Consider the following 23,985-nt stretch of genomic DNA (forward strand, 5'->3'; position numbering starts at 1 on the left):
CGCGAACGCAAGTTCTTGTGAGCTAGATTTCATTGCCTAATTAACCAACCGGTTGGGAAGGCCTGGTTGACGCTTTCGACAGGCGTTCTACCTGCGCCGATAATGGAACCGTGACCCGTGTGAAGATCCTCACGGCGCTGCCCGTGGTGGACCTGACGACCGATGTCGGGGCGTTACGCACGAGCCTCCGCGCGGCCGCACACTAGGCGGGTTTCTTCTACCTGACCGGCCACGGCGTGCCGCGTGAGCTGGTGACGCGGGTGCTCGAGGTGGCCCGCGCGTTCTTCGCGCTGCCCCAGTCCGACAAGGACGCCGTGGCGATGGTGCGCAGCCCGCATTTCCGCGGCTACACCCGGCTGGGCGGTGAACTGACGCTGGGCGAGGTGGATTGGCGCGAGCAGATCGATATCGGGCCCGAACGTCCGCCGGTGGGCGGGTCGGACCGGCCCGACTACCTCTGGCTGCAGGGTCCCAACCAGTGGCCGGCGGCGCTGCCCGAGTTGCCGGCGATCATCGCCGAGTGGGATGCCGCGCTGTCTCGGGTGGCCCGCACGCTGCTGGGGCACTAGGCGGCGTCGCTGGGCAGCCCGCCGGACGTATTCGACGACGCCTTCGCCGAGACGCCGGCCACCCTGATCAAGATCATCCGCTATCCCGCCCGCGCGGCCAGCCCACAGGGCGTGGGCGCGCACCGGGACTCGGGCGTGCTGACGCTGCTGCTGGCCGAGCCGGGCAGCCGCGGCCTGCAGGTGCGCCGGCGCGGCGAGGCCGGCTGGGACGACTCGCAATGCTGGGTCGACGTCGCGCCGCTGGACGGGGCGGTCATCGTCAACATCGGCGAGCTGCTCGAGGTCGCCACCGGCGGCTGTTTGCGCGCCACCGAACACCGGGTGAACCTGCACGGCGGGGTCGCCGAGCGGATTTCGGTGCCGTTCTTCTTCAATCCCCGTCTCGACGCGCAGCTGCCGGTGCTGTCGCTACCTGCCGAACTCGCGGCGCGCACCGATAAGACCTGGACGCCGACCGCGAACCCGTCGGATCCGATCTTTGCTGTCTACGGTCGCAACGCCTGGAAGAGCAGGCTGCGTGCGCACCCGGATGTGGCCGTCGCGCACGGATACTCGCCAGGTAGGGTCGAATGCGCGAATCCGTCGTCGGCTCAAGGGGCGAATGAAGTCCAGTGAATGCATCGAACAAGCTGACTCCGATCTCACTGCGTGAGGCTTTCGGCCAATTTCCGTCCGGCGTGGTGGCGATCGCCGCCGAGGTTGCCGGCGTTCGGGTAGGGCTGGCCGCCAGCACCTTTGTCCCCGTCTCGTTGGAGCCGCCGCTGGTGTCGTTCTGCGTGCAGAACACGTCGACCACCTGGCCCAAGCTCAAGGATTTGCCGATGCTGGGCATCAGCGTGCTCGGCGAGGCGCACGACGAGGCCGCCAAGACCCTGGCCGCCAAGACCGGTGATCGGTTCGCCGGCCTGGAGACGGTGTCCTCCGAGTCCGGCGCTGTCTTCATCAAGGGCACCGGCCTGTGGCTGGAGAGCGCGATCGAGCAGACGATCCCGGCCGGGGACCACGTGATCGTCGTATTGCGGGTCAATGAGGTGACGGTGGACGCCGATGTGGCACCGATTGTCTTCCACCGCAGCGCATTTCGTCGCCTAACTCCGCACTGATTTCCGCGCGTCCACTCGCGCCGAACGTGCTCTCATGGCGCAAAATCGGCCAAAATCTCGCCACCAGAGCACGTTCGGCGACAACGCGAAGGCCAAGCGGCGTCTAGCGCCGGAACAGCTTGTTGACCAGCCAGACGACCGGGTCGTACTTACGGTCGGCCACCCGCTCTTTCATCGGGATCAGCGCGTTGTCGGTGATCTTGATGTGCTCCGGGCAGACCTCGGTGCAGCACTTGGTGATGTTGCAGTAGCCCAGGCCGAAGTCCTCCTGGGCCATGTCCCGCCGGTCCAGCGTGTCCAGCGGATGCATCTCCAGCTCGGCGGCCCGCATCAGGAAGCGAGGCCCGGCGAAGGCCTTCTTGTTGTCCTCGTGGTCGCGGATCACGTGGCAGACGTTGTTGCACAGGAAGCACTCGATGCACTTGCGGAACTCCTGCGAGCGCTGCACGTCGACCTGCGCCATCCGGTACTCGTTGGGCTGCAAATTCTTGGGCGGCGCGAAAGACGGGATCTCCCGGGCCTTTTCGTAGTTGAACGAGACGTCGGTGACCAGATCGCGAATCACCGGGAAGGTGCGCAGCGGCGTCACCGTCACGACCTCGTCCTCGGCGAACGTGGACATCCGGGTCATGCACATCAATTTCGGCATACCGTTGATCTCGGCCGAGCAAGATCCGCACTTGCCCGCCTTGCAGTTCCACCGCACCGCGAGGTCGGGTGTGTGGGTCTGTTGCAGGCGATGGATGATGTCGAGCACCACCTCGCCCTCGTTGACCTCGACCGTGAAGTCCTGCAGGGCGCCGCCGACATCGTCGCCGCGCCACACCCGCATCGTCGCGTGGTAGCTCATTAGCCTCTCCGTCCTGGGTGGTCGGCCAGCTCTTCATCGGTGAAGTACTTCTCCAGCTCGGAGATCTCAAAGAGCTCCAAGAGGTCGGGCCGCATCGGCACCTGGTCTTCGGGGGTGACGGTGATCTCGGGAATCGCCTCGTCGCCGCCGGCCGCGCGGCACACCAGCAGCACCTTGCGCCAGGAGGCGTCCATGCCCGGGTGGTCGTCGCGGGTGTGGCCGCCACGGCTCTCGGTGCGCATCAGTGCGGCCTTGGCCACGCATTCGCTGACCAGCAGCATGTTGCGCAGATCGATGGCCAGGTTCCAGCCGGGGTTGTACTCCCGGCTCCCCTCGACGTGGATGTGCTTGAACCGCTCGCGGAACGTGGCGAGCCGCTCCAGCGCCTCGGAGATCTCCTCCGCCTTGCGGATGATGCCGACCAGGTCGTTCATCGACTGCTGCAGTTCGAGCTGCAGCGTGTACGGGTTCTCCGCGGCGGCACCGTTGGTCGGTGCTTCGAAGGGGCTCAGCGCTCGCTTCGCCGCGGCCTCGATCGCTTCGTCGCTGACGGTGGGGCGACTGGACAGGGCGCGCACGTAGTCGGCGGCGCCGAGTCCGGCACGCCGGCCGAAGACCAACAGGTCGCTCAGCGAGTTCCCGCCCAGACGGTTGGAGCCGTGCATGCCGCCCGAGGATTCGCCGGCGGCGAACAGGCCGGCGACGGTGGCCGCGCCGGTGTCGGGGTCGACCTCGACACCGCCCATCACGTAGTGACAGGTCGGTCCGACTTCCATTGGCTCCTTGGTGATGTCGACACCGGCCAGCTCCATGAACTGGTGGTGCATCGACGGCAGCCGCCCCTTGATCTCGTCGGGCGTCAACCGCGAGGCGATGTCCAGGTAGACACCGCCGTGCGGGCTGCCGCGACCGGACTTGACCTCGTTGTTGATCGCGCGGGCGACCTCGTCGCGGGGCAGCAGGTCCGGAGTGCGCCGCGCCGAGTCGTTGTCCTTGAGCCATTGGTCGGCTTCTTGCTCGGTCTCGGCGTACTGGCCTTCGAACACCGGGGGGATGTAGTCGAACATGAAGCGATTGCCGTGGGAGTTCTTCAGCACCCCGCCGTCGCCGCGCACGCCCTCGGTGACCAGGATCCCCTTCACGCTCGGCGGCCACACCATGCCCGTCGGGTGGAACTGGACGAATTCCATGTTGATCAGCGTCGCGCCGGCCCGTAGCGCCAGCGCGTGGCCGTCGCCGGTGTACTCCCAGGAGTTCGACGTGACCTTGAAGGACTTGCCGATTCCGCCGGTGGCCAGCACCACCGCGGGTGCGTCGAAGACGACGAACTTTCCGCTCTGGCGCCAGTAGCCGAACGCGCCGGCGATCCGGTCGCCATCTTTGAGCAGTTCGGTGATCGCGCACTCGGCGAACACCTTGATCCGCGCCTCGTAGTCGCCGAACTCGGCGTAGTCCTCCTGCTGCAGCGAGACGACCTTCTGCTGCATGGTGCGGATCAGCTCCAGACCGGTGCGGTCACCGACGTGCGCCAGCCGCGGGTAGGTGTGACCGCCGAAGTTGCGCTGGCTGATCTTGCCGTCCTTGAGGCGGTCGAACAGTGCGCCGTAGGTTTCCAGCTCCCAGACCCGGTCGGGTGCCTCCTTGGCGTGCAGTTCGGCCATCCGCCAGTTGTTCAGGAACTTGCCCCCGCGCATGGTGTCGCCGAAGTGGGTCTTCCAGTTGTCCTTCGGGTTGGCATTACCCATCGACGCGGCGCAGCCACCCTCGGCCATCACCGTGTGGGCCTTGCCGAACAGCGACTTGGTCACCACCGCGACCTTGAGATCGCGTTCCTGCGCTTCGATGACCGCGCGCAAGCCCGCGCCGCCGGCACCGATCACGACCACGTCGTAGGAGTGCCGTTCGACCTCAGTCATGGAACCTCACTCAACTTTCCGATTTCCGCGAAACGGCCTATCAGCCAACAAATCTCAGGTCACCGATGGTGCCGCTGGCGACCAGTGCGATGTAGAAGTCCGTGACCATCAGCGTGCCCAGTGTGATCCACGCGTACAGCTTGTGCCGGGTGTTGATGACGCTGACTTTTTCCCAGATCCAGTACCGCACAGGGTTTTTGGAGAAGTGCTTGAGCCGCCCGCCGGTCACGTGCCGGCACGAGTGGCAGGACAGCGTGTAGATCCACAGCATGACCACGTTGCCCAGAAGGATCAGATTGCCCAGGCCGAAACCGAATCCTCCGGGGCCCTTGTCGGAATGGAAGGCGATGATCGCGTCGTAGGTGTTGATCACCGAGATGATGGCGGCGATGTAGAAGAAATACCGGTGGGTGTTCTGGACGATCAGTGGGAACTTGGTTTCGCCACTGTAGTGGACGCGGGGCTCGGCCACCGCACAGGAGGTGGGCGACTGCCACACCGTGCGGTAGTAGGCGCCGCGGTAGTAGTAACAGGTCAGGCGGAACAGCAGCAGGAACGGCAGCGTCAGCGCCGCGTACGGCAACCACCACAGGTCCGGCAGGATCTGCGGCCAGAACTCGCTGGCCTGCCCGCACGCCTTGCTGACGCAGGGCGAGTAGAACGGCGTCAGGTAGTGGTACTTGGGGACATAGAAGTAATCCTGCTGGAACGCCCGAACCGTCGCGTAGATGACGAATGCTGCGAAGCCCAGGTCGATGCGCAACGACGACATCCACCACCGGTCGGTACGTAGTGTGCGCTGCGGAATTTGAGCGCGCGTCGGTGAAAAGATGCCGGACGCAGGACGGTTCGCCGTTGGTGCGCTCATACAAATGTTCCTCTTCGAACAGGGCTGTTGGTCGAAGGGTACAAGACCATGCCCTCCGCTTTAACGGGTGCTTGGAATATCAAGAGCGATTGTGACCCCCGACACCCTCGTCGTCGACATCGCGCCAGAAATCGGTGTCGTACTCGGTGTCGGGAATGGTGATCTTCTCGCCGGAGTGCTGGACGGTTGCTCGCGCCAAGTCCAATTCCGAAACATCTGTGTCGAGTAAATCGACATCGCTGATGATCCGGTCGGCGTCGATCATGATGCGCCGCAGCGCCGGGTTGTCGCCGTAGCGCGACTTCAAGGAGCTCACGCACCGCCGCAGACCGCCGATCAGATCGTGCAGTTCGGCGAGTTCAGTCGTGGTGGACAACAGATCTCCTAGGGCTGAGGGTGTCAAGGATCACAGTATGACTTTTGATACTATCTGCCGCGCAGGACCGACGTCGGACAGATGACTCGGCCAGATTGCGGAGCAAACACCCATGCCCCCTCAGACCACCGCTGCCCAGCGCGCGGCCACGCTGCTGGAATTGCATCAGCCGGGCAACCCGTGGTGCTTCCGACCGTATGGGATGCCTGGTCGGCACGCATCGCCACCGCGGCGGGATTCGCCGCCTTGACGGTGGGCAGCCATCCGCTGGCCGACTCGATTGGCAAACCCGACGGCGAGGGCATGTCGTTCGACGACGTACTCGCGCGGGTCGCCCAGATCACCGCGGCGGTCAACGTTCCGGTGTCGGTGGACGTCGAGTCCGGGTACGGCCAGCCGGCCCAGCGGCTGATCGACGGCCTGCTGAGCGTGGGTGCCTTCGGGCTCAACATCGATGACACCGTGCACGCCGAGCGCAAGCGGCTGCGGTCCGCCCGCGAGCACGCCGAATTGGTGGGCGCGCTGCGGTCGGCCGCCGATGCGGCCGGGGTGCGCGTCGTGATCAACGCCCGTACCGATCTGTTTCTGCGCAACGACGGGGACGATTCGGACCGCGTCGAGCGGGCCATCGCGCGCTTGATCGAGGCGGCCGACGCGGGCGCCGATGTGCTCTACCCGGTGGGGCGCCACGATCCGGAGACGTTGCGGCGCTTGGCAACTGAGCTACTGCTGCCGGTCAATGCGATCGCGCTGCCGGACCGGGACGACCCGTCGTCATTCGGCCCGCTGGGTGTCGCCCGGATCAGCTTCGGCCCGTTCCTGCAATCTGCGCTGGCCGGCCGGGCCAGGGAGCTGCTGGACCGCTGGGCCTAGATCGGTTCCAGCATTCGGTGCGGCCGGCGCAGCGCCCGGCTGACCGGATCGTCGCGGTTGGCATCGTGAGGCCGACGCGGCGGATGCGCGATCAGCTCGGCGACGTCGGGAACCCGATCGCAGCCGGCGCAGCGGCGATCCGGCCCGATTGCGCCGCCGCACTCCGCGTGGCGGTAGGTCCGGGTGGGCATGTCCAGCAGGTGTTCGCTGCCCCAGGCGATCATCGACCACACCATCGGCCACAGCTGCTTGCCCTTGGCGGTCAGCTCGTATTCCGCGCCGTTCTTGGTCAGCACGCCTTCGCCGACCAAAAAGGTAAGCCGTTCGGACAGAACGGCTTTGGGGATGCCGAGGTGGTTGCGAAAGTCGCTGAACCGCCGCACCCCATGGAAGGCGTCGCGCACGATCAGCAATGTCCAGCGTTCGCCGACGATCTCCAGGGACCGAGCGATCGGGCAGTTCTCGTCCGGATATTCGCGGGGGAGGGCCATGCCGCCGATGCTACTCCTTGCCGGTTCATTCACCGAACCGTATACTCGAAATTCGTAAGTTCGTTCACCGAACCATTAGCGAATCTTGAGGAATGTCATGACAAAAAGCACCGAAGTCAGCGTGGTGGCGCACACCATGAATCGGATCGACATTGCCACCGGCGTGAAGTTCGACGACTTCATCGCCGCGTTCGAGAAGGCGGCCCCGCCGGTCGACCGGGCGGCGGGGCAGGAGATCGTCGAACGCGGCGGCAGCTGGGACGAGGTTTTGGCTGTCGCGGAGACCAACGCACCGCACGGCCTGATGGTCTACACGAAGATCGACGCGCTGCCGTTCTTCAGCGTGGCCGGCCACACCACCAAAGCGGTGGAGTATCTGCTCGGCAACCACACGATCGCCGAGACGATGTTCCGCCACGACCCGAAAGCCCTGCTGTACGCGCCATTACGGCTACTGATCCACGCCGACGCCGAAGGCAATGCGGTGTTTTCGATGGACCAGCCCGGCCCCGCGTTCGCCAGCCTGGGCATCACCGACGTGGCAGAAGTCGGCCAGAGCCTGGATCGCAAGGTAGTAAACCTGTTGCGGGTCATCGGAATTGAGGCCGAGCCGGCGTTCTCCCGGTAAAACCCGAACGTCGAGCTGTTGGGCACCTCCCTGCGATTTGCCCAACAACTCGACGTCGAATCCGCCGCGACCTACTTTGTGCTCGCGATGCGCTGCGGCTGGCTTCCGGCGTACGCGCCGGTGACCCGCACGGTCAACACGCCGGCGTCGTAGGAAGCCTTGATGGCCTCGCCGGTGACGTGCGTGGGCAGCTGGAACGACTGACTGAACGATCCATAGCGGATTTCCCGCAAAATACGGCCGTCGGACTCCTCCGCGTGCTCGTCGCGGTGTTCGCCGTGGATTACCAGGTAACCCTTGTCGATCTCGACGTTGACGTCCTTCTCGACATCGACGCCGGGCAGTTCCAGACGCACCACTGCGTCGTCGCCGTCCTTGACGATCTCAGCCGCGGGGTTGAAACCGCTGGTAGCCGGCTTGTACCAGTCCGTGATCGCGGCGGGGCCGAAAAAGTCGCGCAACCACCGGTCGGGGTCCCAGGCCGGGCGCGACCACACTGCGCGATTGCTCATGTCGTCTCCTCTTTGCTTCCTTGAGTTTGATTGTGAGTTTGCTGTGACCGGCGCCTTGCCGGCCGGCTACACAGACAAACTTGAGTTGACCCCGCTAAAGTTCCACCTACCTGTTCGCTCGGAGCGAACACACATCACACAGGAAGTTGTGAGGTGTGAGACCCACGTCATACGAGCGATACATTCGGCGAATTTTCCGTAATTTCTGCCCCCTAATCTCATGGCATGACCTCAGCCCCGGACCCGCGCACGCAGTGTGCTGCCCGTCACTTGGTTGTGGTCGGGCACGGCATGGTGGGCCACCGTTTCGTCGAGGCGCTGCGCGCCCGCGACACCGACGGGGCTTGGCGCATCACCGTTTTGGCCGAAGAGGCCGACGCCGCCTACGACCGCGTCGGACTGACCTCGTACACCGAGAGCTGGGACCGCAGCCTGCTGGCACTGCCCGGCAACGACTACCCCGGCGACGATCGGGTGCGGCTGCTGCTGAACGCGCGAGTCACCGAAATCGACCGTGCGACAAAGTCGGTGGTGACCGCGGACGGCGCACGGCACGGCTACGACGTGCTGATCCTGGCCACCGGGTCCTATGCCTTCGTGCCCCCCCGGTGCCCGGACACGACCTGCCCGCCTGCCACGTCTACCGCACGCTGGACGACCTCGACGCGATCCGCGCCGCCGCCGAGCTCGCCCGTGACGACGGTCACAATGCCGCCGGTGTGGTGATCGGCGGCGGCCTGCTGGGACTGGAAGCCGCCAACGCTTTGCGCCAGTTTGGGTTGGAAACACACGTCATTGAGATGATGCCGCGCCTGATGGCCCGACAGATCGACGAGGCCGGCGGCGGGCTGCTGGCCCGGATGATCACCGAGCTCGGGATTGCCGTACACGTCGGCACGGGCACCGAGTCGATCGAATCCGTCCCGCGTGCGGACGGTTCGGTGGCCACGCGGGTGCGGTTGACCGACGGCGAGGTGATCGAGGCCGGTCCGGTGATCTTTGCGGCGGGTGTGCGGCCGCGCGACGAGCTGGCCGCGGCGGCCGGGCTCAAACTCGCCGAGCGCGGCGGAGTGCTCACCGACTTGTCTTGCCGCACAAGCGATCCGGACATCTACGCGATCGGCGAGGTCGCCGCGATCGACGGGCGCTGCTACGGCCTAGTGGGACCGGGCTACACGTCCGCGGAGGTCGTGGTGGACCGGCTGCTCGGTGGTGCTGCGGAGTTCCCCAAAGCCGACCTGTCCACCAAGCTCAAGCTGCTGAGCGTCGACGTCGCCAGCTTCGGCGACGCGATGGGCGCTACCGAGAACTGCCTCGAGGTCGCCATCAACGACGCGGTGAACCGCACCTACGCCAAGCTGGTGCTCTCCGACGACGCCAAGACCCTGCTCGGCGGGGTGCTGGTGGGTGACGCATCCAGCTACGGTGCTGCGGCCGATGGTCGGCAGCGAGCTGCCGGGCGACCCACTCGCGCTGATCACCCCGGAGGGCTCCCGCGGCGGTTCGGCGTTGGGTGTCGGCGCGCTTCCGGATGCGGCGCAGATCTGCTCCTGCAACAACGTCAGCAAGGCCGATCTGAAGTGCGCGATCGCCGACGGTTGCAGTGACGTTGCGTCGCTGAAGTCGTGCACCACGGCCGGCACGTCGTGTGGTTCGTGCGTGCCGCTGCTCAAGCAGCTGCTGGAGGCTGAGGGCGTCGCGCAGTCCAAGGCGTTGTGCGAGCACTTCAGCCAGTCGCGTGCGGAGCTCTTCGAGATCATCTCGGCCACCGAGATCCGCACCTTCTCCGGTCTGCTGGAGCGCTTCGGCCGCGGAAAGGGTTGCGACATCTGCAAACCCGTGGTCGCGTCGATCCTAGCCTCGAACGGTTCGGACCACATCCTCGACGGCGAGCAGGCCTCGCTGCAGGATTCCAACGACCACTTCCTGGCCAACATCCAGAAGAACGGCAGCTACTCCGTGGTGCCGCGGGTGCCGGGCGGCGACATCAAGCCCGAGCACCTGATCCTGATCGGTCAGATCGCCCAGGACTTCGCGCTTTACACGAAGATCACCGGCGGGCAGCGGATCGACTTGTTCGGCGCCCGGGTGGACCAGCTGCCACAGATCTGGAAGCGGCTGGTGGACGGCGGTATGGAATCCGGCCACGCCTACAGCAAGGCCTTGCGCACGGTGAAGAGCTGCGTCGGCACCGACCGGTGCCGCTACGGCCAGCAGGATTCGGTGCAGCTGGCCATCGATCTGGAGCTGCGCTACCGCGGCCTGCGGGCCCCGCACAAGATCAAGATGGGCGTCTCGGCCTGCGCGCGGGAGTGCGCCGAGGCGCGCGGCAAAGATGTCGGCGTCATCGCCACCGAAAAGGGCTGGAAACTCTACGTCGGCGGCAACGGCGGCATGACTCCCAAGCATGCCCAGCTGCTGGCCAGCGACCTCGACACCGAGACGCTGGTCCGCTACATCGACCGGTTCCTGATGTACTACATCCGCACCGCCGACCGGCTGCAGCGCACCGCGCCGTGGGTCGAATCCTTGGACGGCGGCCTCGATCACGTGCGTGAGGTCGTGTGCGAGGACTCCCTGGGGCTGGCCGAGGAATTTGAGGCCGCGATGCAGCGGCACGTGCAGAACTACCAGTGCGAGTGGAAGGGCGTGCTCGAAGATCCGGACAAGCTCTCGCGGTTTGTCTCCTTCGTCAACGCACCCGACGAAATCGATTCGACAGTCCAATTCACCGAGCATGCCGGACGCAAAATCCCTGTGTCCATTGGCATGCCGCGAGTCCGTTCGTGAGTTCAGGAGGCAGCGTGACAATTCTCAACGACATCCAGGTCTGGACCACCGCGTGCCGTTACGACCACCTCATCCCGGGTCGCGGCGTCGGCGTGCTGCTCGACGACGGTTCACAGGCGGCGCTGTTCCGCCTCGACGACGGGTCGGTGCACGCGGTCGGCAATGTCGACCCGTTCTCCGGCGCGGCCGTGATCTCGCGCGGCATCGTCGGTGACCGCGGCGGCCGCGCGACGGTCCAATCACCGATCCTCAAGCAGGCTTTCGCGCTGGAAGACGGTCTGTGCCTGGACGATCCGCGGGTTTCGGTGCCGTGTACCAGGTGCGCATCACCGACGACGGAAAGATCCAGATCGCGCGATTGGCCGGCTAGCCGATGTCGCCGACCAGGTAGCGCTGCATCGTCGGGCCGATCGCGTCGACGAGGGCGTCGACCGGCATCGAGTGCAGCGGCTCGGAGCGCACCCCGTAGCGCATGATGCCGAGGCCGACCAGCTGCGAGGCGCACAACGACGCGCGCACGGCGGCCTTGTCGGCGCCGAGCATTTTCAGCAACGGGCCGAAAACCGGTCCGATGAACATGCTTTGCACAACCACGGCGGTCTTGGCCATCCCGGTGGACGCGATCGCGCTGGCCGCGAACGGGCCGCCGCCGGCCGCATCCCACGTCGTGATCAGCAAATAGAGCGTTCGGCGGCCGACCTGGTTGACCCTGCCGGTGATGATTCGGTCGATGAATTCCGGTGTGCCGAATGACAACCGCAGCATCTTCGCGACCGGGTCGAAGAGCCCCCGCGATGGCTCGTCGCGACTGGGCATGATGCCAGGATCGCCCGCGGGATCAAAGATCAAGCATCGCGCGCGTCGACGCGCCCAGCCGGTAATTGCGCACCGGATGCCGGGTCGCCACCGGCACCGCCCTGCGGAATCGGTTCGCGATCAGGCGGGCCAACCGCGGATGGGTGCCCAGCGGCCGGCTGACCACATCGGCACCGCAGTTGCGGAGTATCTCCTGGAACAGTCCGTCGGCGAGCAGATAGGACGCGATCGCGACGCGGCGCGCACCACCGGCCCGCGCCATCTCGACGACCTGGGCGATCTGCGGATCGCCAATGGCCGCAAATCCCAGGGTGACTCGCGATCCGATCAGCGCCGACTACAGCGTCGCGGTGGTGTGCAAATCCGCGCGGGCGATGGGATCCGACGTTCCCGCCGCCCCGAGGATCACCGAATCACCGTGTCGCCAACCGGATGTCAGCAATTGGTCGGCCACGATCCGAGCGATTTCACCGTCGGGGCCCAGTGCTGGCGTGACGATGACATCGGGATGCCCGCTGGCCGCGACGTGGGCGGGCACGTCGGAGCGGACGTGATAGCCGCGCGACAAGAACGCGGGCACCAGGACGGCCCGCCCCCGACGTCGGCGAGCACCTCGCTGGGGGTGGGGCCCAACACGTCGACGAAGGCGAGCCGCACGGTGCGGCCCAGCTGCCTACCGACCTGCGCGGCCAGGTCGCCGATCATCGCGACACCGCCCGGCCGGCGGGTGCCGTGTGCGGCAAGGATGAGGCTCATGGCGTTCCCACCGGTTCGTCGATCGCGAGCCGGTAACCGCGCTTGACGACCGTCGCGATAATGTTCGTGTCGCCCAACGCTGTTCGCAGTCGCAGCACCGCGGTGTCGACCGCATGTGGATCGTTGCTGTTGCCGGGCAGGACTTGCAGCAATTCGCCGCGGGCCACGACGTCGCCCGGGCGTTGCGCCAGCGCGCGCAGTTCCGCCATCCCGGACCCGGACAGCGACTGGACCAAACCGTCGACCAGTACGCGATTTCCGCGGATCTCGATCGCGTGGCCGGCAGCCGTCACATTGGCCGATCCGAGCACCGGCAGCTTTTCGGCGATGTGGCGGGCCAACGCTCCCAGCCGCATCCGCTCGGGTGCCGACGTCGGAATACCCTTGCGGTGCAACGGCTGGGCCGTCACCGGGCCGACGCACATCGCGTGCACGTCGGTGCGCATCGCCTCGATCACCTGATCCTCGATATTCAAGTCGCGGCTGCGCTCGAGAACCGCCGCCGCGGCAGGCGCCGAGGTGAAGCTGACGGCGTCGAACTGGCGCCGCGCGATCCCGGTGACCAGTTGATCGAAGTTGCCGCCGATCGCGGTCGACTTCCATCGATACACCCGGATGGGCACCACCTCGGCACCGGCGGCGCGCAACCCCCCGATGAATTCCGGGAACGGGTCCCAGGCGTCGGCGGCGCCGTGCAATTGGACCGCGATCCGCGCGCCGGCCACCCCCGACTCGAGTAGGTACCTGAGCAACTCTTGGGAGGATTCGGATTTCGGCGACCATTCTTCGTGCAGACCGGCCGCGCGGAGCGCCTCCGTCACCTTCGGCCCGCGCGCCAGGACTCGCGCCTTAGACAGCGACTCGATGAGCTGATTGGACAATCCCCAGCCCTCGGCCGCGGCCACCCAGCCGCGGAACCCGATGCCGGTGTGGGCTACCAGAATGTCGGGCGGATTGGCGATCACGCCTTCGGTATTGCTGTGCAGTTCTTCATCTTCGGGCAGCGCGATCATGTTGATCGCGGCCGCGCTGGAGACCTCGGCGCCCTGACGACTCAGCAACGCGCACAACTCCTCGGACCGGCGCGACGACGTGACCGCTACCCGGTAACCGGTTAGCGGTGCTGAGTCGGGCTGATCCATACGACCTGTGTATGCCCGCGACGTTTCCGCGGCGTTACCTGACGATTGCTGACGCATTGCCCACGTTGCGGTGATCGTCACACCTGCGCCGGCTCCGCTGTGAGCACTGAATCCGGCACATCCTGCGCAGATATGGGACGGCGCAGGTACCTCGTCCACGTCAGGAACGCCGCCGCGATGTAAGAAATCAGAAACACCCAATACGCCGCCGTCTCGGTGCCGCTGCGCAGGTAAGACTCGCGCAGCGCCAAATTGATTCCGACGCCGCCGAGCGCGCCGACCGCCGAGCAGACGCCGATCAGCGAGCCGGATTTCGCCCGCGACCACTGCCGGCGCTGCGCTTCGCTGCCGTCCAGCGAGCGACTGCGGGCCTCGAACACCGACGGAATCAGTTTGAACACCGAGCCATTGCCCATTCCCGACAGCACGAACAGCACGATGAACCCGATCACGTAGCCGACCACCGCGCCCGACGACGTGCTGCCGCTGTGGTCCTCGACGGTGCTGATGCCCACCAGCAAGCCGGCGCCGGCGATCATGCCCACCAACACGTCCAACGTGACGTGACTCCCGCCGCGGCGGTCGGCCAGCCGGCCGCCGTAGATCCGCGCCAGCGAGCCCAATAGCGGCCCGACGAAGGCGATTTGGGCCGCGTGCAGCGACGCGTGCGCGGCGCTTTCGCCGTTGGCCCCGAAGTTGACCTGCAGCACCTGACCGAAGGCGAAGGAAAACCCGATCCAGGAGCCGAACGTGCAGATGTAGAGCAGCGAGATCGCCCAGGTGTCGCGATCGAACAGGATCGAGCGGATGTGGGCGGGCTCGACGCCGTGGTCCAGGTTGTCCATGAACAGCGCCGCGGCGATTCCGACCGCGGTCAGCAACACCAGGTAGACCGCGCACACCCAATAGGGAGCCTGGTGACCGGCGGTGGCCAGCACCAGCAGGCCGACCAATTGGATCGCCGCGACACCAAGGTTGCCGACGCCGGCGTTGATCGCCAGCGCGGTGCCCTTGAGCCGCTGCGGGTAGAACGCGTTGACGTTGGCCAGCGATGCCGCGTAGTTGCCGCCGCCCAGGCCGGTCAGCGCCGCGCACACCACATACGGCCACAGCGGCAGCCCGGGATTGGCCAGCAGCACGATCGTGCCGCCGGTCGGGATCAGCAGCACGAACGCGGACAACACGGTCCAGTTGCGGCCGCGGAACCTGGCGATACCCAACGTGTAGGGGATGCGCACGCACCCGCCGACCAGCGTGGCAACGGCACCGAGGAGCAACTTGTCGCTGGCGTGGAAACCGTAGACCGACATCGGCATGAACAGCACCAGCACCGACCACAGGGTCCAGATCGAGAAGGCGACATGATCACCCGCCATCGTGCACAGCAGATTGCGGCGAGCAATTTTGTCGTTGCCGGCCGCCCAGGCCTCGGTGTCCTCGGGATTCCAATCGGTGATCTGGTGGTTGCGGCCCATGCGATCTGCGCCTTTCGTCAATGAGTGGTCGAAATCGTGTGGGCGCCAAGCAGTTCAACCCATTACTGGGAAGAGCTGTGGTGAGTCTGGCATCAATGCCCGTGGGGACGCCCCGAATTGATGAGGTATGCCCTGCCTTGGTTCCGATGCTCACATTCGGACCCGATTTGCGTCAACTCATTCGGGTCAATATCGGCTGTAAGTTGAATCCCAGTTATCTGGCAAATCGCTGAGTCGATATTGGCGGCGCGCCCGTGCGCCATGGGGCGTATACCGCGGCTAGACGGTGGCCAGCCCGACACCCGATGTGGCCGCGCCCGCCTCCAGTGCCATCACCTCGAGCGGACGACGGACGTAGACCGCCCAGGTCAGTGCCGAGGCCGCCACATAGCACAGCGTGAAGGCCCAGAACGCCGATGTGGCGGTGTCGCTGTGCAGGTACGACTGCCGCAGTGCGAGATTGACGCCGACGCCGCCGAGCGCGCCGACCGCTCCGGCGAGCCCGATCAGTGCACCAGACATCGAGCGCGACCACTGCCGGCGCTCGGTCTCGCCCATCTGCAGCGAATGACTACGCGCCTCGAAGATCGACGGGATCATCTTGTACACCGAACCATTGCCGATGCCGGACAGAATGAACAGCGCCACGAAGCCGATCACAAATCCGACCATCGTGGAATTAGAAGTCCGGCCCGCGCCGTGGCTACCGAAAGTACTTGCGCCAACCAGTATTCCGCCGGCCAAGATCATCGAGCAGAAGACGGCCAGCGTGACCCTGCCGCCCCCGATGCGGTCGGCGAGCCTGCCGCCGTACACCCGCGTGACCGATCCCAAAAGCGGCCCCAGGAAAGCGATTTGGGCGGCATGCAGAAAAGCCTGCGCGGCGTTCTCGCCGCTGGCGGCGAAGTTCATCTGCAGTACCTGGCCGAACGCGAACGAGAAGCCGATGAACGAGCCGAACGTGCCGATGTAGAGCAGTGTGATCACCCAGGTGTGTGGCTCGGACAGCACCGCCCGCATGGTGGACGTATCGATGCGGTAGTGCGCCAGATTGTCCATGTACAGCGCGGCGCCGATGCCGGCAATGGTAAGCAGCACAAGGTAAATGGCGCACACCCAGTATGGCTGGCGGTTTCCGGCGGCCGCGATCACCAGCAGGCCGACCAGCTGAACCATCGGCACACCGAGGTTGCCGCCGCCGGCGTTGATTGCCAACGCCCAGCCCTTCAGGCGTTGCGGGTAGAATGCGTTGATGTTCGTCATCGACGACGCGAAGTTGCCACCGCCCAGGCCGGCCAGTGCCGCACACACCAGATACGGTCACAGCGACAGACCGGGGTGGGCGAGCAGCACCATCGTGCCGACGCTCGGGATCAACAGCACCAGCGCGGAGAACACCGTCCAGTTGCGCCCGCCGAACTTCGCGGTGGCGAACGTGTACGGGAAACGCAAGCACGCCCCGACCAGGGTGGCGGGTGGCGCCGAGCAGGAATTTGTCGCCGGCGGAAAAGCCGTAAACCGACGCCGGCATGAACAGCACCATCCGACCAGAGCGACCATACCGAGAAGCCGATGTGCTCCGCGATCACCGACCAGATCAGGTTGCGGCGGGCGATCTTGTCGTTGCCGGCCTCCCAGGCCGCCGTGTCTTCGGGGTCCCAGTTCGACAGGACATGTGGACGGCCCAGGGCGAGTTTCATGGCGATAACGCTAGAAATCCATTGTTGCCCGAGCGATGCCCGCAATGATCCGGGCGTGAATTTCCGCTCACTTGCGGCGGCGGCAGGTGTGAGGCAGTCAAACAGTGTGGCGTGCACCACAAAAAGGGCCTTCAGACGCCACGACAGCTCACAGTGTAGCCGACCGCGATGTGATGAAATGCGCTGGCGTAGGCACGATTTCGAGCACACCTACCAGACGTCGCCCGCGCCAATCGCACATCAACCCCGCGGCGGTGTCCAGCTCGACGGTGACCGGGAAGACGAATATCGTTCCGTCGTCGTCGGGCGTGCGCATCGGACCGCTCGGGGTCAGCGCCGAGGTCGGGCCGGTCCAGGGCGACCAGCCCCGCGCCGCATACAGGCCGCGGGCCCGCACGGATGAACTCAATGCTCCCAGCTGATAGGCGCCGCGCATCACCTGTTCGACCGCGTCCAGCAGCGTGTGCACCAGCCCCCGGCCGCGGTGGTCCTCCCGCACCGCCACCCCGTCGACGTAGCCGCAGCGCAGCGCGTCGCCCTGGTAGATCAACCGGCGCTGGACCACCGCGGCGTGCGCGATGATGGCGCCGTGATGCCAGATCAGGGCGTGCATGCCGCCCAGCGCGTGCTCCCAGTCGTTCTCGGTGAAATTACCCGCGAAGGCGTCGGTGACCATGTGGTGGACGCGCTGCCGTGTATCGCTGTCGAGATCCGCAGTGTGAACCAAGCGTGCGGTGTGGACCTGGGTGCGCACCCTCCCTGTCTACAACCTTGTCGCCGGGCCCGTACCTGGACAACACCCGATGTCTAACGGCTGCCCATCGGCAATCGCGGCCGAGCCCAGTGCAGCCGCACGCCCTGGCCAGCCCGCACCTGGGCGACCTTGTCGATGTGCTCGTCGATCACCACGCCGACCACCGGGTAACCGCCGGTGATCGGATGGTCGGGTCCCAGGATTACCGGTAATCCGTTGGGCGGCACCTGAATTGCGCCCCGGGTGGCGCCCTCGCTGGGCAGCTGCCGGTCGGGGAAGCGGTACTGCAGCGGACGGCCGACCAACCGCATCCCGACCCGGTCGCTGCGATCGGACACCACCCAGTCGGTGTGGACCAGGACGTCGGGATCGACGAACCAGTCGTCGCGCGGCCCGGGCACCGCCAACAGCTCGACGGTGTCGGCGCTGATGGCCGCCACGGGCGCCTGGTCGAGTTCGGGGTACTCGTCGGTGTGGGCGCCGACCGGCAGCTGGTCGCCGGGGGACAGCGGCGCCGGGCCTATCGCCGACATCACGTCGTAGCTGCGCGAGCCTAGCACCGGCTCCACCGAGATGCCGCCGCGTACCGCCAGGTAGGTCCGCAGGCCGGCCCGCGGGGTGCCCAGCGAGATCACTTGGCCATCGCGGACATGATGAATGCTGTTGGTGCCGAACTTGATTCCGTTGACCGAAGGGTCGGTGTCGGCACCGGTCACCGCGATGTCGATGTCGCCGCCGTGCACCCGGGCCGCGAACCCGCCGAAGGTCACTTCGACGGTGGCGCGGTCGTCGGGGTTGGCGACCAGCCGATTGGCGAGCTTGTGTGAACGGCGGTCGGCGGCGCCGGACCGCCCGACGCCGAGGTGGGCCTGTCCGGTACGGCCGAGGTCCTGGACGACGGCCAGCGGTCCGGTGCGCAGGATTTCGAGTGTCGGCACGGCATCCTCCTTGCGTTACGCGGCCCGGAACTGAACCCACATGCCCCGCGTCAGCAACGCCGGATCCGACCGCGTCAGGTCCCACAGCACCGCGTCGGTGTGGCCGATGAGTTGCCAGCCGCCGGGGGAGCGGCGTGGATAGATCGCGCTGAACTCGCCGGCGAGTGCGACGGAGCCGGCCGGTACCGCGGTGCGTGGCTCGGCGCGGCGCGGCACCCGCAAGCGCGGGTCGCCGTCGACGAGGTACCCGAAACCCGGTGCGAATCCACTGAATCCGACTCGCCACAGCGTCTCGGTGTGAGCGTCGACGACCTGTGTGGTCGTCAGCCCGGTGTGGTTGGCGACCTCGGCGAGGTCGGGACCGTCGTACACGACGTCGATCACCGCGTCGGCGGTGCGCTCGGCCGGAGCCGCGGTATCGGCGGTGATCCGTAGCTTGCGTAGTCGCTGTCGGACCACACCCTGATAGCGCGGGCCGTCGAGTTTGACCAGCACCGTGCGGGCGGCGGGCACGATGTCGAGCACACCCGGCAGTGCCGTCGCACGCAACGTGTCCGCCCATGCCAATACCTCTGCGGTGCTGCCACATTGCACCAGCAGCGCTTGGTCGCCATAGTCCAGAACGACGTTGCCGACCAACTCGGTCGACACGTCCGCGGGGAGATCCGTCACGCTCATTACTGCACGGTAACTTCGGAATCCGCGCAGGCAAAGGGCCCGAGGCGGGATTTTCGAGCACTGCCAGAGCGGCCTTACCGAATGCTCAAAGAGGCTGGGCTATCCGAGGATTTTGCCGATCATCGGGGGCAGCTGATCGGCGACCACCGGGTAGCTCAGCGGCGACGCGAAGGCGATCGCACCGGCCTGGTCCTTGGTGGTGAAGACGTGGCGGTTCTGCGCGGTCGCCTGCGAGCCCGCCACCTCGGTGTCGGCCAGCACCGCCTTCTGCTCGTCGGGACTCTCGGTCGTCCAGATCACCACGTCCGCGGAATCGAGCACCGTCTTGATCTGGTCGCGCGGGATGACCGCGCGGTGACCGTTGACGAAAGGCTTGATGCTGTCGGCGATCACCAGCCCCATCTGGTTGAGGAAGTCGGTTCGCCAGCCCGCCGCCGTGGCGACCACCGATCCGCGGAACAGGCTGCCCTGCATCAGCAAGGCGCGCTTGGCTATCCACTGCGGGTGGTTCTGGGAGACGGCGACGAACTGCTTGTCGACGCCGTCGATCAGCGCCTTCATCTGGTCGGGCTGGAACACCGCTTGACCGATCGCGGTGGCCTGGTCCTTCCACGGCTCGAAGAAGGCGTCGCCGTCGGATTGCGCGACAGTCGGCGCGATCGCGGACAGCTTCTGGTAGGTGTCGGCGTCCAAGCCGGCGTTGATGGCGACGATCAAATCGGGCTTGAGGCCGGAGATTTGGTCGACGGGAATCCCGTTGTCCAGGTTCAACACGACGGGTTGTGCGCCGCCGAGTTTGGATTGGGCCCACGGCCACACCGCGAATGGCTGGTCACCGAACCAGTTGGTCATCGCGATCGGTACGACGCCGAGCGCCAGCAGGTCGTCCTGCTCGGTGAAGCCGGCGCTCACCACGCGCTTGGGTGGCGCCTTGATAACGGTTTTGCCGAATAAATGGGTGATCGTCACGCCCTCGGCGCCTGGAGCGCCGGCCGGCGGTTTGGGGCCGGAGCAGCCCGCCGCCGCCCCGGCTGCCGCGGCTGCCGCAGCGGCACCGGCGAGGCGCAAGAACCCCCGCCGATTCGATCCCTGTCGCATCGCGTGAGAGTATCGCGCCGCTGACCCTGACCTGCATCGCCGCACGGTTTTGTCGCGCAGCGCAGCGGCATCGCCGGGGACGACGAAGTCCCGATAGATCGCCCGCGCCCGGATTGCCTGACGGGGCTTGAGCTTTGCGTTCCCGCAAACCCGGGGGCTGGTCAGGCATGGGGCAATTCTTTCGGACCCGCGGTGCCCGGCCGGGAAGCCGGCGATGTCTACCGCTGCCCCTCCTTGTTCCACGTGCTGTAGTCGGCGATCAGCTTCTCCTGCGGCGGGCGCTGGTCGGTGGGCACGTGCTGCAGGTTGATCCGGATCCGGTACCAAATCGAACTCGGCCCGCGCATGCCGTCGACCAGCACGTCGGCCTACTGCAAGAGTTCGGCGACGGCGGGGTAGCGGTCGCGCCAGGTGTCCAGCGCGGCCATCGCCTCGTTCTTGGTCTTGGTGCGGGCTATCTCGATCAGCGGCATCGACGACTGCCGGCGGCCGTCGGAGCTTTTCTTCGAGCCGCGGGGCGCCCGCTCCGGCGGGCCCATCTCCTCGGCCAGCATCAGCAGGCGGTCCAGGTCGCCGACCGCGTCACCCATCCCCGCCCACGGGTCGCCCAGCTCGGCGAACCGCTCGGGGACGGTCTCGATGGTTAACGCCTCCGGCCGGCAGCCGGCGACCTCGTCCCAGTGCAACGGCGTCGACACCCGGGCATCCGGCGTGGCCCGCACCGAGTAGGCCGACGCGACGGTGCGGTCCTTCGAGTTCTGGTTGAAGTCGACGAAGACGCCCTCGCGCTCCTCCTTCCACCACCGGCTGGTCGCGGCCTCGGGGATGCGCCGCTCGACCTCGCGGGCCACGGTCTGGGCGGCCAGTCGGACCTGACGGAACTCCCAGCGCCGCGCGATGCGGGCGTAGATGTGAAAGCCCCGCGATCCCGACGTCTTGGGCCACGCGGTCAGCCCGTAGTCCTCCAGTACCTCGCGGGCCACCAGCGCCACGTCGACGATTCCCCGCCAGTCCACCCCGGGCATCGGGTCCAGGTCGACCCGCAGCTCGTCGGGGTGATCGAGGTCGTCGGCGAGCACCGGGTGCGGGTTGAGGTCCACGCAGCCCAGGTTGAACGCCCACGCCAGCCCGGCGGCGTCGTGGATGACGGTCTCGGCAGCCGACGTGCCCCGCGCGTAGTGGAGTTCGGCGACGTCGACCCAGTCCGGGCGCTTCGTCGGCGCGCGCTTCTGAAACACCGCCTCTTGTCCGATGCCCTTGACGAAGCGCTTCAGGATCATCGGCCGGCCACGCCCCGCAACGCTCCGTCGGCGACCGACAGGTAATAGCGCACCAGGTCGAGCTTGGTGTAAGGCCCTGTCTCCGCGCGCGCTTCGAACACGACCTTGTCCGGGTGGGTGATCGTGACTTCGTGTCCGGCAACCTCCAATGACACCGGACCGGCCATGGGATTCATCGTATTCCGCGAGAATTTTCTGGCCGCGTTGCGACCCGCGTCACATATGGTGAGGTTATGCTTAACCTCCCTGGCCTGCCCGGGCAAGCCGTTTCCAAGGTCCAGCAGTACGTCGAACGTGGTTCGGCGGAACTGCACTACGTGCGGAAGATCTTCGAGGCGGGCGCGTTCAATCTGGAGTCGCCCCTCAAGACCGCGGCGATGGCGGCCGACATCGCGAAGTGGGGCGAGTTCGGCATGTTGCCCTCGCTCAACGCCCGGCGCACGCCCGACCGCGCGGCGCTGATCGACGAGGACGGCGAGTTCAGCTATCGCGAGCTCGACGAGGCCGCCCACGCGGTGGCCAACGGCCTGATCGCCAAGGGCGTCAAGGCCGGCGACGGCGTCGCCATCCTGGCCCGCAACCACCGCTGGTTCGTCATCGCCAACTACGGCGCGGCCCGGGCCGGCGCCCGCATCATCCTGCTCAACAGTGAATTCTCCGGGCCGCAGATCAAAGAGGTGTCCGAGCGCGAGGGCGCCAAGATCATCATCTACGACGACGAATACACCAACGCGGTCAGCAAGGCCGAGCCCGAGCTGGGCAAGCTGCGCGCGCTCGGGACCAACCCGGACAGCGACGAGCCGTCCGGCAGCACCGACGAGACGCTGGCCGACCTGATCGCGCGCAGCAGCAATGAACCCGCACCCAAGGCCGGCAAGCACGCGTCGATCATCATCCTGACCAGCGGAACGACGGGGACGCCCAAGGGCGCGAACCGCAGCACCCCGCCCACGCTGGCACCGGTCGGCGGCATCCTGTCGCACGTCCCGTTCAAGGCGAACGAGGTCACCTCACTGCCGGCGCCGATGTTCCACGCGCTCGGCTATCTGCACGCCACGATCGCGATGTTCCTGGGATCCACGGTGGTGCTGCGGCGCAAGTTCAAGCCGCCGCTGGTGCTGGAGGACATCGAGAAGCACAAGGTGACGGCCATGGTCGTGGTGCCGGTGATGCTGTCGCGCATCCTCGACACCCTGGAAAAGACGGACCCCAAGCCCGATCTGTCCAGCCTGAAGATCATTTTCGTGTCCGGATCCCAGTTGGGTGCCGAGCTGGCCACCCGCGCGCTCAAGGACATCGGTCCGGTCGTCTACAACATGTACGGCTCGACGGAGATCGCGTTCGCGACGATCGCGCGGCCCGAGGACCTGCAACGCAATGCGTCGACGGTCGGGCCGGTCGTCAAGGGCGTGAAGGTCAAGATCCTCGATGACAACGGCAACGAGGTACCCCGGGGCGACGTCGGGCGGATCTTCGTCGGCAACGCCTTCCCGTTCGAGGGCTACACCGGCGGCGGGCACAAGCAGATCATCGACGGCCTCATGTCCTCGGGAGACGTCGGCTACTTCGACGAACACGGCCTGCTGTACATCAGCGGGCGGGACGACGAGATGATCGTCTCCGGCGGCGAGAACGTGTTCCCCGCCGAGGTCGAGGACCTGATCAGCGGGCACCCCGAGGTGATCGAGGCCACCGCGATCGGCGTGGAAGACAAGGAGTGGGGCCACCGGCTGCGCGCGTTCGTGGTGCGGAAGGAAGGCGCCGCCGTCGACGAGGACACCATCAAGGGGTATGTGCGCGACCACCTGGCTCGCTACAAGGTGCCGCGCGAGGTGATCTTCCTCGAGGAACTGCCGCGCAACCCGACGGGCAAGATCCTCAAGCGCGAGCTGCGCGAAATGCAGGTCGACTAGCGGGACGGACCTTAGCGCCGGTCCTGAATGGCCTGGATGATCTGCGCTGCCAGGTTGGGGTCGGCCAGCAACTGGTCGATCAGCGCGGTCAGCACCTCTTGTCCGGTGACCCGGGCGACGCCCAGCTGGTCGGCGGCTTCCCGCTGCCAGATGTCGAGGGCGCGGTGGGTGGCGGCGCAGGGGTCGACGGTGCGGCGCGTGCGTTGGATGCGGGGTGTCTCGCCGGTGGACCGTGACCGCTCGCCGGCTATTCGCCGGGGGCGTGGCTGCCGGAAACCGGTGAGGCGTTCGGTCGGCGTGCCGTCGCCAGCGGGTGTCGTGGCGGACATCTGCCCGCGGAACGCGCCGGCGCCGGGCCCGCTGTGGCCGGGGTTGAAGCTCACTGGGGCGACCGTCCCTCCCGTGGGTCACAATCAGTAAATCAGTGCTTCCGCGCTTGATTGTCTCACTGACACCAGC

Annotated in this window: 16 protein-coding genes and 8 pseudogenes; 7 read left to right on the top strand and 17 right to left on the bottom strand. The window is 66.5% G+C overall.

Annotated elements, in window-relative coordinates:
* Positions 1 to 137: 137 nt before the first annotated feature.
* A pseudogene (locus T428_RS27210) lies at positions 138 to 1,184 on the top strand (isopenicillin N synthase family dioxygenase).
* Entirely contained in the window at positions 1,181 to 1,672 is a 492-nt protein-coding gene (locus T428_RS0110785; protein WP_025736490.1) for a flavin reductase family protein, read from the top strand. The pseudogene T428_RS27210 and the gene T428_RS0110785 overlap by 4 nt, the downstream one beginning before the upstream one ends.
* A gap of 103 nt (positions 1,673 to 1,775) precedes the next feature.
* Here the strand turns inward: T428_RS0110785 and T428_RS0110790 are convergent, their stop codons facing one another.
* From T428_RS0110790 to T428_RS0110805, 4 genes are all read right to left on the bottom strand, one after another.
* Positions 1,776 to 2,522, bottom strand: a complete 747-nt coding sequence (locus T428_RS0110790; RefSeq protein WP_025736491.1) for a succinate dehydrogenase/fumarate reductase iron-sulfur subunit — start codon at positions 2,520 to 2,522, stop codon at positions 1,776 to 1,778.
* Complete coding sequence (locus tag T428_RS0110795; protein ID WP_025736492.1) at positions 2,522 to 4,438, bottom strand: fumarate reductase/succinate dehydrogenase flavoprotein subunit; 1,917 nt, start codon at positions 4,436 to 4,438, stop codon at positions 2,522 to 2,524. The genes T428_RS0110790 and T428_RS0110795 overlap by 1 nt, the downstream gene beginning before the upstream one ends.
* Before the next feature lie 40 nt (positions 4,439 to 4,478).
* The gene (locus T428_RS0110800; protein WP_025736493.1) at positions 4,479 to 5,306 is read right to left on the bottom strand and encodes a membrane protein; all 828 of its coding nucleotides are present in this window, start codon (positions 5,304 to 5,306) and stop codon (positions 4,479 to 4,481) included.
* A 79-nt stretch (positions 5,307 to 5,385) separates the two neighbouring features.
* Positions 5,386 to 5,682, bottom strand: coding sequence for a hypothetical protein (locus tag T428_RS0110805; RefSeq protein WP_025736494.1), 297 nt, complete (start codon positions 5,680 to 5,682; stop codon positions 5,386 to 5,388).
* A gap of 112 nt (positions 5,683 to 5,794) precedes the next feature.
* Here T428_RS0110805 and T428_RS27215 point away from each other — a divergent pair.
* A pseudogene (locus T428_RS27215) lies at positions 5,795 to 6,555 on the top strand (isocitrate lyase/PEP mutase family protein).
* Here T428_RS27215 and T428_RS27220 read toward each other — a convergent pair.
* Entirely contained in the window at positions 6,552 to 7,046 is a 495-nt protein-coding gene (locus T428_RS27220) for a winged helix-turn-helix transcriptional regulator (RefSeq protein WP_036467788.1), read from the bottom strand. The pseudogene T428_RS27215 and the gene T428_RS27220 sit on opposite strands and share 4 nt — an antisense overlap.
* A 97-nt stretch (positions 7,047 to 7,143) precedes the next feature.
* On the opposite strand from T428_RS27220, the gene T428_RS0110820 reads away from it, so the two are divergent.
* Positions 7,144 to 7,674 (top strand): DUF302 domain-containing protein, encoded by a 531-nt coding sequence (locus tag T428_RS0110820; protein ID WP_025736495.1) that lies wholly within the window; start codon positions 7,144 to 7,146, stop codon positions 7,672 to 7,674.
* A 71-nt stretch (positions 7,675 to 7,745) separates the two neighbouring features.
* Here T428_RS0110820 and T428_RS0110825 read toward each other — a convergent pair whose 3' ends face one another.
* On the bottom strand, positions 7,746 to 8,186 hold the full coding sequence (locus T428_RS0110825; protein WP_025736496.1) for an Hsp20 family protein: 441 nt from the start codon (positions 8,184 to 8,186) through the stop codon (positions 7,746 to 7,748).
* A gap of 225 nt (positions 8,187 to 8,411) precedes the next feature.
* Here T428_RS0110825 and nirB point away from each other — a divergent pair.
* Positions 8,412 to 10,976, top strand: a pseudogene (gene nirB / locus T428_RS27225) (nitrite reductase large subunit NirB).
* A gap of 14 nt (positions 10,977 to 10,990) precedes the next feature.
* A pseudogene (gene nirD, locus T428_RS31940) lies at positions 10,991 to 11,346 on the top strand (nitrite reductase small subunit NirD).
* Here nirD and T428_RS0110845 read toward each other — a convergent pair.
* From T428_RS0110845 to T428_RS27245, 10 genes and pseudogenes are all read right to left on the bottom strand, one after another.
* Positions 11,343 to 11,792, bottom strand: coding sequence for a TetR/AcrR family transcriptional regulator (locus tag T428_RS0110845; protein ID WP_025736497.1), 450 nt, complete (start codon positions 11,790 to 11,792; stop codon positions 11,343 to 11,345). The pseudogene nirD and the gene T428_RS0110845 overlap by 4 nt on opposite strands.
* Before the next feature lie 22 nt (positions 11,793 to 11,814).
* Positions 11,815 to 12,548 (bottom strand): annotated as a pseudogene (locus T428_RS27230) (sirohydrochlorin chelatase).
* On the bottom strand, positions 12,545 to 13,690 hold the full coding sequence (locus T428_RS0110860) for a uroporphyrinogen-III synthase (RefSeq protein ID WP_025736500.1): 1,146 nt from the start codon (positions 13,688 to 13,690) through the stop codon (positions 12,545 to 12,547). Before T428_RS0110860 ends, T428_RS27230 begins: the two are co-directional and overlap by 4 nt.
* A gap of 77 nt (positions 13,691 to 13,767) precedes the next feature.
* On the bottom strand, positions 13,768 to 15,165 hold the full coding sequence (locus tag T428_RS0110865; protein WP_025736501.1) for a nitrate/nitrite transporter: 1,398 nt from the start codon (positions 15,163 to 15,165) through the stop codon (positions 13,768 to 13,770).
* A 279-nt stretch (positions 15,166 to 15,444) separates the two neighbouring features.
* A pseudogene (locus T428_RS27235) lies at positions 15,445 to 16,853 on the bottom strand (nitrate/nitrite transporter).
* A 222-nt stretch (positions 16,854 to 17,075) separates the two neighbouring features.
* A pseudogene (locus T428_RS27240) lies at positions 17,076 to 17,619 on the bottom strand (GNAT family N-acetyltransferase).
* A 53-nt stretch (positions 17,620 to 17,672) separates the two neighbouring features.
* Positions 17,673 to 18,557 carry a 5-oxoprolinase/urea amidolyase family protein gene (locus T428_RS0110880; RefSeq protein ID WP_025736502.1) on the bottom strand — a complete coding sequence of 295 codons (885 nt, stop codon included), beginning with the start codon at positions 18,555 to 18,557 and terminating at the stop codon, positions 17,673 to 17,675.
* Positions 18,558 to 18,572: 15 nt separating this feature from the next.
* A complete protein-coding gene (locus tag T428_RS0110885; RefSeq protein WP_025736503.1) occupies positions 18,573 to 19,235 on the bottom strand; it encodes a 5-oxoprolinase subunit B family protein in 663 nt (220 codons plus the stop codon).
* A 99-nt stretch (positions 19,236 to 19,334) separates the two neighbouring features.
* Complete coding sequence (locus tag T428_RS0110890; RefSeq protein ID WP_025736504.1) at positions 19,335 to 20,333, bottom strand: ABC transporter substrate-binding protein; 999 nt, start codon at positions 20,331 to 20,333, stop codon at positions 19,335 to 19,337.
* 218 nt (positions 20,334 to 20,551) lie between these two features.
* A pseudogene (locus T428_RS27245) lies at positions 20,552 to 21,789 on the bottom strand (DNA polymerase domain-containing protein).
* Between the two features lie 57 nt (positions 21,790 to 21,846).
* Here T428_RS27245 and fadD2 point away from each other — a divergent pair.
* Positions 21,847 to 23,526 carry a long-chain-fatty-acid--CoA ligase FadD2 gene (fadD2, locus tag T428_RS0110900; protein ID WP_025736505.1) on the top strand — a complete coding sequence of 560 codons (1,680 nt, stop codon included), beginning with the start codon at positions 21,847 to 21,849 and terminating at the stop codon, positions 23,524 to 23,526.
* Positions 23,527 to 23,537: 11 nt separating this feature from the next.
* On the opposite strand, the gene T428_RS0110905 is transcribed toward fadD2, so the two are convergent.
* Positions 23,538 to 23,909, bottom strand: coding sequence for a hypothetical protein (locus T428_RS0110905; protein ID WP_025736506.1), 372 nt, complete (start codon positions 23,907 to 23,909; stop codon positions 23,538 to 23,540).
* Positions 23,910 to 23,985: the final 76 nt, after the last annotated feature.

The sequence above is a fragment of the Mycobacterium genavense ATCC 51234 genome (assembly GCF_000526915.1).
Classification (GTDB): Bacteria; Actinomycetota; Actinomycetes; order Mycobacteriales; family Mycobacteriaceae; genus Mycobacterium; species Mycobacterium genavense.

Bases quoted from the DNA above. Each gene is read 5' to 3' on its own strand.
- T428_RS0110790 (WP_025736491.1), bottom strand. From the start codon at position 2,522: ATGAGCTACCACGCGACGATGCGGGTGTGGCGCGGCGACGATGTCGGC.
- T428_RS0110795 (WP_025736492.1), bottom strand. From the start codon at position 4,438: ATGACTGAGGTCGAACGGCACTCCTACGACGTGGTCGTGATCGGTGCC.
- T428_RS0110800 (WP_025736493.1), bottom strand. From the start codon at position 5,306: ATGAGCGCACCAACGGCGAACCGTCCTGCGTCCGGCATCTTTTCACCG.
- T428_RS27220 (WP_036467788.1), bottom strand. From the start codon at position 7,046: ATGGCCCTCCCCCGCGAATATCCGGACGAGAACTGCCCGATCGCTCGG.
- T428_RS0110820 (WP_025736495.1), top strand. From the start codon at position 7,144: ATGACAAAAAGCACCGAAGTCAGCGTGGTGGCGCACACCATGAATCGG.
- T428_RS0110825 (WP_025736496.1), bottom strand. From the start codon at position 8,186: ATGAGCAATCGCGCAGTGTGGTCGCGCCCGGCCTGGGACCCCGACCGG.
- T428_RS0110845 (WP_025736497.1), bottom strand. From the start codon at position 11,792: ATGCCCAGTCGCGACGAGCCATCGCGGGGGCTCTTCGACCCGGTCGCG.
- T428_RS0110860 (WP_025736500.1), bottom strand. From the start codon at position 13,690: ATGGATCAGCCCGACTCAGCACCGCTAACCGGTTACCGGGTAGCGGTC.
- T428_RS0110865 (WP_025736501.1), bottom strand. From the start codon at position 15,165: ATGGGCCGCAACCACCAGATCACCGATTGGAATCCCGAGGACACCGAG.
- T428_RS0110885 (WP_025736503.1), bottom strand. From the start codon at position 19,235: ATGAGCGTGACGGATCTCCCCGCGGACGTGTCGACCGAGTTGGTCGGC.
- T428_RS0110890 (WP_025736504.1), bottom strand. From the start codon at position 20,333: ATGCGACAGGGATCGAATCGGCGGGGGTTCTTGCGCCTCGCCGGTGCC.
- fadD2 (WP_025736505.1), top strand. From the start codon at position 21,847: ATGCTTAACCTCCCTGGCCTGCCCGGGCAAGCCGTTTCCAAGGTCCAG.